General features: G+C 63.2%; 15 protein-coding genes. 8 read left to right on the forward strand and 7 right to left on the reverse strand.

The genetic code is table 11. The annotated features are described in order from the left end of the window. Positions 1-56 precede the first annotated feature (56 nt). Entirely contained in the window at positions 57-575 is a 519-nt protein-coding gene (secB, locus tag HCO70_RS15660) for a protein-export chaperone SecB (RefSeq protein WP_172297836.1), read from the forward strand. Here secB and dnaQ read toward each other — a convergent pair whose 3' ends face one another. From dnaQ to HCO70_RS15680, 4 genes are read right to left on the reverse strand one after another with little or no spacing between them, the layout of a single operon-like run. Continuing rightward, on the reverse strand, positions 576-1,268 hold the full coding sequence (gene dnaQ / locus HCO70_RS15665; protein WP_172297838.1) for a DNA polymerase III subunit epsilon: 693 nt from the start codon (positions 1,266-1,268) through the stop codon (positions 576-578). Further along, entirely contained in the window at positions 1,228-1,857 is a 630-nt protein-coding gene (gene coaE, locus HCO70_RS15670; protein WP_371742239.1) for a dephospho-CoA kinase, read from the reverse strand. Before coaE ends, dnaQ begins: the two co-directional genes overlap by 41 nt. Further along, positions 1,854-2,690 carry a shikimate dehydrogenase gene (locus HCO70_RS15675; RefSeq protein ID WP_172297840.1) on the reverse strand — a complete coding sequence of 279 codons (837 nt, stop codon included), beginning with the start codon at positions 2,688-2,690 and terminating at the stop codon, positions 1,854-1,856. Before HCO70_RS15675 ends, coaE begins: the two co-directional genes overlap by 4 nt. Beyond that, entirely contained in the window at positions 2,687-3,286 is a 600-nt protein-coding gene (locus HCO70_RS15680) for a nucleoside triphosphate pyrophosphatase (protein WP_172298263.1), read from the reverse strand. The genes HCO70_RS15675 and HCO70_RS15680 overlap by 4 nt, the downstream gene beginning before the upstream one ends. A gap of 410 nt (positions 3,287-3,696) precedes the next feature. Between HCO70_RS15680 and hemJ the strand changes: the two genes are divergently transcribed. The 7 genes from hemJ to HCO70_RS15715 all read left to right on the forward strand — a co-directional run bounded on the left by hemJ (position 3,697) and on the right by HCO70_RS15715 (position 11,073). Continuing rightward, positions 3,697-4,152, forward strand: a complete 456-nt coding sequence (hemJ, locus tag HCO70_RS15685; RefSeq protein WP_172297842.1) for a protoporphyrinogen oxidase HemJ — start codon at positions 3,697-3,699, stop codon at positions 4,150-4,152. A gap of 127 nt (positions 4,153-4,279) precedes the next feature. Further along, positions 4,280-5,551 (forward strand): transcription termination factor Rho, encoded by a 1,272-nt coding sequence (gene rho, locus HCO70_RS15690; RefSeq protein ID WP_172297844.1) that lies wholly within the window; start codon positions 4,280-4,282, stop codon positions 5,549-5,551. A gap of 30 nt (positions 5,552-5,581) precedes the next feature. Beyond that, positions 5,582-6,862, forward strand: coding sequence for a tRNA uridine-5-carboxymethylaminomethyl(34) synthesis GTPase MnmE (gene mnmE, locus HCO70_RS15695; protein ID WP_172297846.1), 1,281 nt, complete (start codon positions 5,582-5,584; stop codon positions 6,860-6,862). Positions 6,863-6,865: 3 nt separating this feature from the next. Then, complete coding sequence (gene mnmG / locus HCO70_RS15700; RefSeq protein WP_172297848.1) at positions 6,866-8,743, forward strand: tRNA uridine-5-carboxymethylaminomethyl(34) synthesis enzyme MnmG; 1,878 nt, start codon at positions 6,866-6,868, stop codon at positions 8,741-8,743. Continuing rightward, on the forward strand, positions 8,740-9,366 hold the full coding sequence (rsmG, locus tag HCO70_RS15705) for a 16S rRNA (guanine(527)-N(7))-methyltransferase RsmG (protein WP_172297850.1): 627 nt from the start codon (positions 8,740-8,742) through the stop codon (positions 9,364-9,366). The genes mnmG and rsmG overlap by 4 nt, the downstream gene beginning before the upstream one ends. Next, positions 9,359-10,168, forward strand: a complete 810-nt coding sequence (locus HCO70_RS15710) for an AAA family ATPase (RefSeq protein WP_172297852.1) — start codon at positions 9,359-9,361, stop codon at positions 10,166-10,168. The genes rsmG and HCO70_RS15710 overlap by 8 nt, the downstream gene beginning before the upstream one ends. Before the next feature lie 11 nt (positions 10,169-10,179). Next, positions 10,180-11,073 (forward strand): ParB/RepB/Spo0J family partition protein, encoded by an 894-nt coding sequence (locus HCO70_RS15715; protein ID WP_172297854.1) that lies wholly within the window; start codon positions 10,180-10,182, stop codon positions 11,071-11,073. A gap of 69 nt (positions 11,074-11,142) precedes the next feature. Here HCO70_RS15715 and hemW read toward each other — a convergent pair whose 3' ends face one another. From hemW to rph, 3 genes are read right to left on the reverse strand one after another with little or no spacing between them, the layout of a single operon-like run. Then, a complete protein-coding gene (hemW, locus tag HCO70_RS15720) occupies positions 11,143-12,303 on the reverse strand; it encodes a radical SAM family heme chaperone HemW (RefSeq protein ID WP_253913328.1) in 1,161 nt (386 codons plus the stop codon). Beyond that, a complete protein-coding gene (locus tag HCO70_RS15725) occupies positions 12,296-12,904 on the reverse strand; it encodes a non-canonical purine NTP pyrophosphatase (protein WP_172297858.1) in 609 nt (202 codons plus the stop codon). Before HCO70_RS15725 ends, hemW begins: the two co-directional genes overlap by 8 nt. Beyond that, complete coding sequence (gene rph, locus HCO70_RS15730; RefSeq protein WP_172297860.1) at positions 12,904-13,614, reverse strand: ribonuclease PH; 711 nt, start codon at positions 13,612-13,614, stop codon at positions 12,904-12,906. Before rph ends, HCO70_RS15725 begins: the two co-directional genes overlap by 1 nt. Positions 13,615-13,666 lie beyond the last annotated feature (52 nt).

The following is a 13,666-nucleotide window of genomic DNA, read 5'->3' on the forward strand; positions in this document are numbered from 1 at the left end:
CCCGGCAGGGTTGCTGCTAGAGCCCTGCCAACGGTTTTCAGCCAAGGAGAGACGTGATGGCGGAGAATGGCGAAAGCGCACCCGCTGCGAACGGCGAAGCGACCAACCCGCAGCAGACCCAGGTTCAGATGCGCATCCTCGCGCAGTTCATCCGGGATCTGTCTTTCGAGAACATCCTGTCGCAGAAGGGTATCACCGGCGAGGTGAAACCCCAGATCCAGGTTCAGGTTGCCCTGGACGCCAAGAAACGCGGCGCGCCCAACAATTACGAAGTCTCCACCAAGTACACGGTGACCTCGAAGAACCAGGGCGGCGACGATACGCTGTTCATGCTTGAACTGGACTATGCCGGCCTGTTCCACATCGAGGGCGTGCCGGAAGAACAGCTGCATCCGTTCCTGATGATCGAATGCCCGCGCATGCTGTTCCCGTTTGCCCGGCGCATCGTGTCCGACATGACCCGCGACGGGGGTTTCCCGCCGGTCAACCTCGACACCGTCGATTTCGTCACGCTGTACCGTCAGCAGCTTGCGCTTCGCGCGCAGCAGCAGCAGCCGGAACAGCAGCCCTCCTGATCAGGAGAGCTTCGTCCACAGAGCGTCGGGGCCCAGTGCCTCGACGAATTTCGTGTGGGCGGCGCGTTCTTCTTCGGTGACCAGAGACGGCAATGGCTGAGGCCGCTTGCCCGGCCGCCATTCCGCGTCTCCGGTCGCGGTGCCGCCCTGACCCATGGCCGCTGCCAGCGTCAGCCCGGGCTGGCGGCCACCGATCAGCTCCAGATACACATCCGCGAGAATTTCGCTGTCGAGCAGGGCGCCGTGCAGCGTTCGCGCGGTGTTGTCGATGTTGAAGCGGCGGCACAAGGCGTCCAGCGACGCGGGCGAGCCGGGAAATTTTCTGCGCGCGATCAGCAGCGTGTCGAGCGCGCGTTCCATCGGCAGCACCGCCCGGCCCATCCAGCCCAGTTCCGCATTCAGGAATTTCATGTCGAAGGCGGCGTTGTGGATCACCAGTTTCGCGTCACCGATGAATTCGAGAAAGGCATCGCCGATCTCTGCAAACTTAGGCTTGTCGGACAGGAATTCATCGCCCAGCCCGTGCACCTCGAACGCTTCCTGCGGCATGGACCGTTCGGGGTTGATGTACTGGTGATAGGTCGCGCCGGTCGGCACGTGGTTCCACAGTTCGACCGCACCTATTTCGACGATCCGGTCGCCGGCCTCGGGTTCAAACCCCGTCGTCTCGGTATCGAGAACGATTTCCCGCATTTAACCTGTCCCTGATGTCCCGCAGGCAGGTTTGCACCTGCTGGCGGGCAGCTTCAAGAGTCAGGGTCTCTATGACGTAATCTGCCTGGGCGCGTTTTTCGGCGTCGGGCACCTGCTTATCCAGGATCGACTGGAACTGCGTATCTGACATGGTGCCGCGTGACAGGACCCGTTCGCGCTGTACCTCTGCCGGGGCGGAGACGACGACGATCGTATCGACGCGCGCCTGACCGCCGGTTTCGAACAGCAGGGGAATGTCGAGCAGAACGATGTCGGCCTCGGTCGTCTCGAGGAATTTCTGCCGGTCCTGTGCGACGAGCGGGTGAACGACGGCTTCGATCTGCTTCAGCGCCTGCGAATCCCCGGCTATCCAGTCTTTCAGCGCGTCACGGCTGACGGTGTCGTCGATCACGGCCTGCGGGCGCAGGGCACGCATCGGTTCGACCGACGCGCCGCCCTTTGTGTAAAGCCGGTGCACGGCATCATCCGCATCCCAGATGGGAATGCCTTCATCGGCAAACATCTTTGCGGTCGTGCTCTTGCCCATGCCTATGGAGCCGGTGAGCCCGATCACGAAGGGCCGTGTCACGACAGGACGACCCGGCGCGTTTCATCGTCGATCTCGGGCCGGACACCGAACCAGCGTTCAAAGGCCGGCGCGGCCTGGTGCAACAGCATGCCAAGGCCATCGACCGTTGTGCAGCCAATCTCTGCCGCGCGGCGCAGGAATCCGGTTTGCAGTGGGTTATAGACGAGGTCGTTGACCACGGCGTGGGGCGACAGCGCATCGAGGGGAACGCGGAATTCCGGCTTGCCCGCCATGCCCAGCGCGGTGGTGTTCACTACCGTCACCGCATCTTCCATCATGTTGGCCGCCTGCACCCATTCGAACACGGTGACCTTATTGCCGAAATCGCTGCGCAGAGCATCGGCGCGGGCTCGGGTGCGGTTGGACAGGCGGATTTCGGGAACGCCGGCCTCTATCAGCGAGGCGACGACGGCGCGGGCCGCACCGCCGGCGCCGATCACGGCGGCGGGGCCGGCGGACGGTTCCCAGTAGGGCGCGCGCTGGCGCAGGTTTTCCATGAAACCGTAGCCATCCGTGTTGTCCGCGTGGATCTTACCGTCCTGACGGAAGATCAGCGTGTTCGCCGCCCCGATCAGCGCGGCGCGGTCGGTGACCAGATCCGCCAGCGTCAGCATCGTTTCCTTGTGCGGGATAGTGACGTTGACGCCGACGAAGCCCATCTTCGGCAGCAGGCGGATCGCCTCTGCCAGATCGGTATGGGCGATATCCATCGGTATGTAATAGCCGGGCAGGCCATAGCGCCGCAGCCAGTATTCATGCAGAAGCGGCGACCGGCTGTGTGCGATCGGCGAGCCGATGACCCCGGCCAGCGGAATTTTCGGCAGTTCGTTCATCCAGGCAAAGCCTCCCTCGCCATCAGATATCCCAGGATTTCGAGAAGCGGCAGCCCCAGAACGGTGAAATAGTCGCCATCGATGCGCTGGAACAAGCGGGCGCCTTCCTCTTCGAGTTTGTAGCCGCCCACCGCGTGGCGGATGCTGTCCCAGTTCCGTGCGACATAGTCGTCCAGGTACGTGTCGGTGGCGTGACGCATCTGCATTCGGACCGTTCCGATATGGCGCCATTGCGGTTCGCCGTCCTTGTAGATCACGGCGGCGGAGATCAGCTGATGCCGCTTGCCGTTCAGCTCGGCCAGCTGCGCGCGGACATGGTTTTCGCTGTCGGCCTTGGCGAGGACCCGGCCTTCGAATTCCAGAACCTGATCGCAGCCGATGACCAGCGCGCCGGGATGACGGGCGCTGCCGCGGCGCGCCTTGGCCTCTGCCAGGGCATCGGCGATTTCGCGGGGCGATGCGCCATCCGCCAGCATCGAGTCGCGGATGGTTTCCTCGTCGACGCGGACCGGATCGGTGGTGATGGAAACGCCGGCATTTTCGAGGAGCTGGCGACGGATTTCCGAGCCCGAGGCAAGGACGATTGGGGGGGTCATGTCGATAAAGGTGTGGATGAAGCCTGTACCAGGCAAGGGACTGGCCTCGGGTAACAGGGCTATGACGGACTGTCACGGGGCTGCGCACATTTCACGCCCAGATTCGGCGGATTTCGTCCTTCGTGGACGGGCGGAGGCGATGCGATGGGGACTGTCGGTCTGCCCGAAAATCTTACCACCAGTTTTCCACAGGCCGTCAACAGGCGATTTTTCCGTTAAATATTTGTTTTTGATATGAAAACTTGTATATCAAAATGATTATGCGCGGTCATCTGCGCATTCTTTTCCCCGCTGGATAACTCGCTGGACGAAATGCCAATCCACAGTATCCACAGGGTCTACAGAACCATCATCTTTTCTTTCTAATATAATTCTTTTTTAAGAGGGCCGGACGGGACGGGAGCGCTGCCATGATCCGGGATTTCCTGCTTGAAGCCTATCCCTGGGCCAAGAGCCTGCATGTGATATCGGTCATCGCCTGGATGGCCGGGATCTTCTATCTGCCGAGGCTGTTCGTCTATCACGTGGAACAGGTCGAGACGGGTTCCAAGACCGACGAGATGTTCCAGGTGATGGAGCGGCGACTGCTGAAAGCGATCATGAACCCGGCGATGATCGGGACGTGGATCTTCGGGCTGATGCTGGTCTTTACACCGGGGATCATAGACTGGTCTGCGGTCTGGCCGTGGACGAAAGCCGCGGCCGTGATCGCGATGACGTGGTTTCACCACTGGCTGGGCTTGCGGCGAAAGGACTTTGTTGGCGGCACCAACAGCCGCACCGGCCGGACCTATCGGATGATGAACGAAGTTCCGACTCTGCTGATGATTGTCATTGTTATCTCTGTGATTGCACGACCGTTCTGAGAAGCAATTGACTTAATGCGCGCTCATGCTTATGTGAGCGCCACCGCGGCCGTCCGGCCGTAGAGGTTTCCCATTCGAGACACCATCGAGCGGCCCGGCTTGGGTCGCCTATTCGGATATATCCCAAATGAACTTAGAACGTCTTAACCTGTCCGACCTGAAGGCGAAGAGCCCCAAGGATCTTCTGTCTATGGCGGAGGAACTGGAGATCGAGAACGCCTCGACCATGCGGAAGGGCGACATGATGTTCCAGATCCTGCGCGAGCAGGCGGAAGACGGTTGGGAGATCGGCGGCGATGGCGTGCTTGAGGTTCTGCAGGATGGCTTCGGCTTCCTGCGCTCGCCCGAAGCGAACTATCTGCCCGGTCCCGACGACATCTACGTGTCGCCCGACATGATCCGGCAGTATTCGCTGCGCACCGGCGATACCGTTTCCGGCGTGATCCGCGCGCCGTCCGAGACGGAACGGTATTTCGCGCTGACCAAGGCCGAGTCGATCAACTTCGAAGAACCCGAGCGCGCGCGCCACAAGGTTGCCTTTGACAACCTGACGCCGTTGTATCCCGACGAACGCCTGAAGATGGAGATCGAAGATCCCACCATCAAGGACAAGTCGGCCCGCATCATCGATCTGGTCGCCCCCATCGGGAAAGGCCAGCGGTCGCTGATCGTGGCACCGCCGCGGACGGGTAAAACCGTCCTGCTGCAGAACATCGCCCACTCGATCGAGGCGAACCACCCCGAGTGCTACCTGATCGTCCTGCTGATCGACGAACGTCCCGAAGAGGTGACGGACATGCAGCGGTCGGTGAAGGGGGAGGTTATCTCCTCTACCTTCGACGAACCCGCCACCCGCCACGTCGCCGTGTCGGACATGGTGATCGAAAAGGCCAAGCGGCTGGTCGAGCACAAGCGCGACGTCGTCATCCTGCTGGATTCGATCACCCGCCTTGGCCGCGCCTTCAACACCGTGGTTCCGTCCTCGGGCAAGGTGCTGACCGGCGGTGTTGACGCCAACGCGCTGCAGCGTCCGAAGCGGTTCTTTGGCGCCGCGCGGAACATCGAGGAAGGCGGGTCGCTGACCATCATCGCCACCGCGCTGATCGATACCGGCAGCCGGATGGACGAAGTCATCTTCGAGGAATTCAAAGGTACGGGTAACAGCGAGATCGTGCTCGACCGCAAGGTCGCCGACAAGCGCGTCTACCCCGCGATGGACATCCTCAAGTCCGGCACCCGGAAAGAGGACCTGCTGGTCGATGCCAAGGACCTGCAGAAGACCTTTGTCCTGCGCCGGATCCTGAACCCGATGGGCACAACGGATGCCATCGAGTTCCTGCTGTCCAAACTGAAGCAAACCAAGACCAATGGCGAGTTCTTCGAGTCGATGAACACGTAACTTATTGTTTAAAAACAATGAGTTGATCCTATGGACACCATTTTTGCCCTTGCCAGCGCCCGCGGAAAAGCGGGCGTTGCCGTTATACGGGTCTCGGGTCCGCTGGCGCATGAGGCGGTGCAGATTCTGTGCGGCGATCTGCCGGTGGACCGGCGCGCCTCTGTCCGGGAGATCCGGGATGGCGAGGGTGCGCTGATCGACCAGGCCCTGGTACTGGTCTTTGGCGAGGGTCACAGTTTCACCGGAGAGAAATCGGCAGAGTTTCAGCTGCACGGCAGCCCGGCGATTGTCGGGGCTGTCCTGCGGCTGCTTGGCGACATGGATGGGTTGCGCATGGCGGAGCCCGGCGAGTTCACGCGCCGTGCGCTTGAGAACGAGCGGATGGACGTGGCCGAGGTCGAGGGGCTTGCGGATCTGATCGAAGCCGAGACGGAAGCGCAGCGCATCCAGGCGGTGCGCGTTTTTTCCGGTGCGCTAGGCGAGAAGGTCGAGAGCTGGCGTGTCCGGCTGATCCGTGCTGCCGCGCTGATCGAGGCGACCATCGACTTTGCGGATGAAGAGGTGCCCGAGGATGTGACGCCAGAGGTGGCGTCGCTGCTGTCCGGGGTTCTGAATGAGCTGCGGGCAGAGGCGGAAGGGACGCGTGTGGCGGAGCGTCTGAGGGAAGGTTTTGAGGTTGCTATCGTCGGACCTACTAATGCTGGTAAGTCGACGCTGCTTAATCGGCTCGCCGGGCGCGATGCTGCGATTACTTCCGAGATCGCCGGGACGACGCGCGACGTGATCGAGGTTCGTATGGACCTGCGGGGAATTCCGGTGACGGTGCTGGATACCGCCGGCCTTCGCGAAACTCAGGATGTTGTCGAAGGTCTGGGTATCCGCCGCGCTCGGGAACGGGCGGAGCAGGCGGACCTGCGGGTGTTCCTGCTGGCCGGTCCTGACGACACGCCGCAGCTTGAGGTCGGCGCCGAGGATATCGTCGTCACCGGAAAGGCTGATCTTGGGATTGGCGAAATCTCGGGGAAAACCGGGCAGGGCGTCGACGACCTAGTTGACCGAATCGCCGGAGTGCTGGAGAAGCGGGTCTCCTCTGCGGGGATCGCCTCGCGGGAACGTCACCGTGTTGCCATCGTCGAGGCGGTTGGTTTCATCGAGGCGGCGATGCGCCAGTTGGAGGCCGGCCTGGAATTGCCGGAACTGGCGGCGGATCAGCTGCGCCGGGGAATTGCTGCGCTCGACGCCCTTGTCGGACGCGTGGATGTTGAACATATACTCGACGAGATTTTCGCGAGTTTCTGTCTGGGAAAGTGAGGAGTGTTTCACGTGAAACATTCTGATGTCGATGTCGCCGTGATCGGCGGCGGTCATGCCGGTGTCGAGGCTGCCATTGCCGCGGCCCGTATGGGCGTGCGTACCGTCCTGATCTCGCTGACCCGCGAAGGGATCGGCGTGATGTCCTGCAACCCGGCGATTGGCGGGCTGGGCAAGGGGCATCTCGTGCGCGAGATCGACGCGATGGACGGGGTGATGGGCCGTGCCGCCGATGCGGCGGGGATCCAGTTCCGTCTGCTGAACCGGCGCAAGGGGCCGGCGGTGCAGGGGCCGCGGGCGCAGGCGGACCGGAAGCTGTATCGCGAAGCGATTCAGCGCGAGGTCGATGCGACGCCGAACCTGACGGCGGTGTATTCCGAGGCGATGGATTTCCTGGTGGACGGCGGCCGTGTCTGCGGTGTCGTGCTGGCGGACGAGTCGGAGATCCGTGCCGGGGCGGTGATCCTGACCACGGGGACCTTCCTGCGCGGCGTGATCCATATCGGGGACGTGTCGCGGCCGGGCGGGCGTATGGGCGACAAGCCGTCCGTCGCGCTGGCGGAACGGATCGACAGCTTCGGCCTGCCGCTTGGGCGTCTGAAGACCGGCACGCCACCGCGTCTGGACGGGCGCACGATTGACTGGGATGCGCTGGAAATGCAGCCGGGGGACGAGGATCCGGTTGTTTTCTCGTTTCTTTCCAAGGGGCCGCAGGTGCGGCAGGTGTCCTGCGGGATCACCCATACGAATGAGAAGACGCATGAGGTCATTCGGGAGAACCTGACGCGGTCCGCGATGTATGGAGGGCATATCGAAGGCGTTGGCCCGCGCTATTGCCCGTCTATCGAGGACAAGGTGGTGCGGTTCGCCGACAAGACGTCGCACCAGATCTTCCTGGAGCCGGAGGGGCTGGACGATCACACGGTGTATCCGAACGGGATCTCCACGTCGCTGCCGGCGGATGTGCAGGAGGATTACGTACATTCGATTGCGGGGCTGGAGCAGGCGAAGATCCTGCAGCCGGGATATGCGATTGAATATGATTACGTCGATCCGCGTGCTTTGAAGTCCTCGCTTGAACTGCATGATGTGGCCGGGCTGTTCCTGGCCGGGCAGATCAACGGGACGACCGGGTACGAGGAAGCGGCGGCGCAGGGGCTGGTTGCCGGGATCAATGCGGCGCGGCTGGTGCGGGGCGAGGATGCGGTGCAGTTCACCCGTGACCGGTCTTACATCGGTGTGATGATCGACGATCTGGTGACGCGCGGGGTGTCGGAGCCTTATCGCATGTTCACGTCGCGGGCCGAGTTCCGGCTGTCGCTGCGTGCGGATAATGCGGACCAGCGTTTGACGCCCTTAGCGATGGAACTTGGCTGTGTGTCCGATACTCGGCGTGCGGCATTTGACCACAAGATGGAGGCGTTGGAGCGGGGACGGGCACAACTGGATGGGTTCAGTCTGTCGCCGCGGGAGGCTGGTACGCATGGTCTGCCGGTCAGCCAGGACGGGCGGCGGCGGTCGGGGCTGGCGCTTCTTTCGTTCCCGGACATCACCTTCGTGAATCTGGCGGAGATTGATCCGGCGCTGAATGACATCGAGCCGGAGATCCGGGCGCAGCTTTCGCGGGACGCGCTTTACGCGAACTACATCCAGCGGCAGGCGCAGGACGTTCAGGCGATGAAGCGTGATGAGGAAACCGTTATTCCGGTGGCGTTCAGCTATGACGACCTGCAGGGGCTGTCGAACGAGCTGAAAGCCAAGCTTAAGGCGAGCCGCCCGGAAACGCTTGGGCAGGCGGGGCGTGTCGAGGGGATGACGCCAGCGGGGCTGACGCTGATCCTTGCCAAGATCCGGCAGGCAAGCCGCAAGAAATCCGCATGAGTGCTGGCGCAGAGGCGTTCGCGGCGCAGGTAAATGTTTCACGTGAAACACTCGAGCGGCTCGAAACCTACGATTCCCTGATCCGCAAGTGGAACAAGGCCATCAACCTGGTGGCCAATTCCACACTGGATGACCTCTGGAACCGCCATTTCCTCGATTCCGCTGCGGCCTTCTCTGCCGTGCCCACCCCAAGCGGCCGCTGGGTGGACCTCGGTTCCGGCGGCGGTTTCCCCGGGGCTGTGGTGGCGATCATGGCTGCGGAAGTTGCGCCGGATCTGAGCGTGACCTGTATCGAAGCAGATATCCGCAAGGCGTCGTTCCTGCGAACACTGTCGGTTGAAACCGGAGTGCCGATCAACGTGCTGTCGCGCCGGATCGAGCAGGCGCCGCCGCAGAATGCGCAATACCTTTCGGCCCGCGCGCTGGCTCCGCTGACCCAGCTTCTGGCCCATGCCGAGCAGCATCTGGACCCCACAGGAACCGCGATCTTCCTGAAAGGCGAAAGTTGGCGGCAGGAGGTCGAAACAGCGCTTGAAACGTACCGGTTCTCGGTCGAAAACATCCCAAGCCCCACACAGCACGGGGCCGCGATTCTCGTTATCGGAGGCATCTCGCGTGCTTGACGCTCTTCGTCAAAACACCCCTCGAATCATCGCCATCGCCAACCAGAAGGGCGGCGTGGGCAAGACCACGACCGCGATCAACCTTGGCGCGGCGCTGGTGGAAGAGGGATTCAACGTCCTGTTGGTGGATCTAGATCCGCAGGGCAACGCCTCGACCGGCCTTGGGATCGATGCCGAAGACCGCTCCCTGACCACCTATGACTTGTTGCTGGAAGACGCCGACATACGAGAGGTTGTGCGTCCGACCGGAATCGACGGGCTCTGGATCACGCCGGCGACGACCGACCTCAGCTCTGCAGACATCGAAATGGTGTCGAACGAAAAACGCAGCTTTCTGCTGCACGACGCGCTGCGCCAGCCGTCCATCGACAAGTTCGACCTCGACTACATCCTCATCGACTGTCCGCCGGCGCTGTCGCTGCTGACGGTCAACGCCATGGTCGCGGCGGATTCCGTGCTGGTGCCGCTGCAGTCCGAATTCTTCGCGCTGGAAGGCCTGTCGCAGCTGATGCTGACGATCCGGGACGTGCGTGCCTCGGCGAACCCGAATCTGCGGATCGAGGGCGTGGTGCTGACCATGTATGACGGTCGGAACAACCTGTCGCAGCAGGTCGAGGCCGACGCGCGCGACAACCTGGGCGACCTGGTGTTCAAGACCATCGTCCCGCGCAACGTCCGGGTCAGCGAGGCGCCGTCTTTTGCCATCCCGGTTCTGGACTACGATCCGCTGTCCAAAGGCAGCTTCGCCTATCGCGCGCTGGCACAAGAACTGGTATCAAGGCACCAGGTAACTACGAAATAAAGGGCGGAACCATGGCGGAGAAGAAAGCGGAACGGCGTGGGCTGGGGCGCGGTCTGTCGGCTTTGATGGCGGATGTGCCGCCGTCACCGCCCGCCGGTGCGGGGCCGGTGCGCACGGCTGCGCCTGAGCGGTCGATCCCGGTGGAGCAGATCCGGCCCAATCCGGACCAGCCGAGGCGGCGGTTCACCGAGGATCAGCTGACCGAGCTGGCGAAGTCGATCGAGGAAAAGGGGATCATCCAGCCGCTGATCCTGCGTCCGGTTGGCGATGCCTCCTACGAGATCGTTGCGGGGGAGCGGCGGTGGCGGGCGGCGCAGCTTGCACGGCTGCACGAAGTGCCGGCGATCGTGCGCGACTATGACGACACCGAGGTGCTGGAGGTGGCGATCATCGAGAACATCCAGCGGGCCGACCTGAACCCGGTGGAGGAGGCGGCGGGGTACCGCGCGCTGATGGATCGCTTCGGGCATACGCAGGAGAAGATCGCCGAGGCGCTGGGCAAAAGCCGGAGCCATATCGCCAACTCGATGCGGCTGCTGACCCTGCCGCGCGAGGTGCGGGAGATGATGGAAGAGGGGCAGCTGAGCGCGGGGCATGCGCGGGCGCTGATCACCTCGGAGGATCCGCTGGGGCTGGCGAAGCGGGTGGTGGCCAAGGGGCTGTCGGTTCGGGAGACCGAGAAGCTGGTGAAGAAGCCCGCGGCAGCGGAGAGGAAGCCCCGGGCCGGGGGCGATGCGGGCGAGAAGGATGCCGATACGAAGGCGCTGGAGGGGGATCTTTCGGCGGCCATCGGGATGACGACCCGGATCGATCACAAGGCTGGCGGGGAGAGCGGCGTGGTGACCATCGCGTACAAGTCGCTGGATGAGCTGGACGAGATCTGCCGGATCCTGTCGAGAGGGTGATTTCCGGGTGTCCGCGTGCGGACACCTTGTAAGTCTTTGAAAATTATAAACTAAAGTGTGAGCGCGATGTTAACCCGCGAGAAGATCGCGGAGGATCGCGTTCAGAAGCGGGCGGCCGGCGCGGGTGACGCGCAGGGTGTCGCCGTCGATCTCCAGAAGATCCAGGTCCTGCAGGCGGGTGAGGCCGTCTTCGTCCAGCGCAGCGGGGTCGTAGCCGTGCAGGCGGGGCAGGTCGATGCCTTCGGCGAGGCGTAAACCCATCAGCGCGTATTCGACGGCCTGCTCCTGCGGCGGGACGGGAACGCGCGTGCGTTCACCGCTGCCGGTCTGTTCGACCTGCCGCAGCCATGCCTCTGGGCCAAGCTCGGTGTCGGTGCCATAGCGGGCGCCGTCGAAGCTCAGCCGTCCATGCGCGCCGGGGCCGATGCCGATCCAGTCGCCGCCGCGCCAGTAGATCAGGTTGTGCCGGGATTCGGCGCCGGGGCGGGCGTGGTTGGAGGTTTCATAGGCGGGCAGGCCGTGCGCCTCGGCGATCTCCTGCGTGGCGAAGTACATGTCGGCGGCGGAGTCGTCGTCTGGCAGACCGCGCAGCAGGCCGCGCGCGTGACGGGCACCGAAGACTGTGCCGTCCTCGATGGTGAGCTGGTAGAGCGACAGGTGATCCACGGCCATCGACAGGGCTTCGGTCAGTTCGGCACGCCAGGTGTCCAGGGTCTGGTTCTGGCGGGCATAGATCAGGTCGAAACTGACACGGTCGAAGGTGTCGCGGGCGATGCCGAAAGCGGCGCGCGCCTCTGCCACGGAATGCAGGCGGCCGAGCGCCTTCAGGTCGGCGTCGTTCAGCGACTGGAGACCCATCGAGACGCGGTTGACGCCGGCCTCGCGGTAGCCGCGAAAGCGGCCGGCCTCGACGGAGCCGGGGTTCGCTTCGAGCGTGACCTCGAAATCGTTGGCGATTGTCCAGCTGTCAGAAACAGTCTCTAACAAAGCGGAAACAAGTTCAGGCAGCATCAGGCTGGGAGTGCCGCCGCCGAAGAAGACGGTGGACAGGATGCGGCCTTCGGTTTCGGCGGCGTAACGGCGGATCTCGGAAAGATAGGCGGTTTCCCATCGCTGCTGGTCGACGGAATCCGAGACGTGCGAATTGAAATCGCAGTAGGGGCATTTCGACTGGCAGAAGGGCCAGTGGATGTAGAGGCCGAAGCCTCCGACCTGCCAGTTGTCAGGCAAAGCAGCCCGCGACGAGCTTGCGGAAGGCGACGGCGCGGTGGGACATCGGCGCTTTCTTTGCCGGGTCCATTTCGCCGAAGGTCTCTGTCTCGCCATCCGGCAGGAAGACGGGATCGAAACCAAACCCGTTCGTTCCGCGCATCGGCCAGACGACCTGGCCGTCGACCTTGCCTTCGAAGATCTCGTCATGCCCGTCGGGCCAGGCGAGGCACAGCGTGGCGCAGAAGCGGGCGGTGCGCGGCGCGGGGGCGTCCTTTTCCTCGAGCAGTTCCCAGACCTTGGTCATCGCGATCGGGAAATCGCGGCCATTGCCGGTTTCAGCCCAGTCGGCGGTGTGGACGCCGGGCTTGCCGCCCAGCGCGTCAACCTCGATGCCGCTGTCGTCGGAGAGGGCGGGCAGGCCGGTTTCCCTGGCGGTGTAATGCGCCTTGATCCGGGCATTGCCGACAAAAGTTTCCTCTGTCTCGTCGGGTTCGGTCAGGCCGTAGTCGGCGGAAGAGGTCACTTCGATTCCAAACGGTTCAAGCAACGCCCCGATTTCGCGGATCTTGCCCGCGTTATGCGAGGCGATGATCAGCTTGTCGCCGTCGAAACGCCGCATCAGGCCACCGCCGCGTTCTGGGCTCCGACCAGAGCCGAGACGCCGTTTTCGGCAAGCGCCAGCAATTCGCCCATTTCTCCGACGGTGAATGTCGCGCCCTCGGCAGACATCTGCACCTCGATCAGGCGACCGGCACCGGTGAGGACGAAATTGCCGTCAACGCCAGCCTCGCTGTCTTCGGGGTAATCGAGGTCGAGCACCGGCTGGCCGGCATAGATGCCGCAGGACACCGCGGCGACATTGTCGGTCAGCGGGTCGGAGATGATGTCGCCCGCCTTCATCAGCTTGTTCACCGCGAGGCGCAGCGCAACCCAGCCACCGGTGATCGAGGCACAGCGGGTGCCGCCATCGGCCTGAATCACGTCGCAGTCGATGGTGATCTGGCGTTCGCCCATCGCGACACGGTCGACGCCGGCGCGCAGCGCGCGGCCGATAAGCCGTTGAATTTCCTGCGTACGGCCGGACTGGCCGTTTTTGGCCTCGCGGCGCATCCGGGTGTTGGTTGCGCGCGGCAGCATGCCGTATTCGGCCGTGACCCAGCCCAAACCGGTATTCTTGAGAAACGGCGGCACGCGTTCCTCGAGCGAGGCGGTGCACAGCACATGCGTGTCGCCGCACCTGATCAGGCAGGAGCCTTCGGCGTGGCGGGTCACATCGGTCTCGATGGAAATCTCGCGCATCTGATCGAGCGCACGGCCAGAGGGTCGCATTGTGGGGGATCCTTCCTATCCGGGTGGGCGATGCTTACCTGTGGCCTACATC

It is taken from the genome of Pseudoruegeria sp. HB172150, assembly GCF_013184805.1.
Classification (GTDB): domain Bacteria; phylum Pseudomonadota; class Alphaproteobacteria; order Rhodobacterales; family Rhodobacteraceae; genus Psychromarinibacter.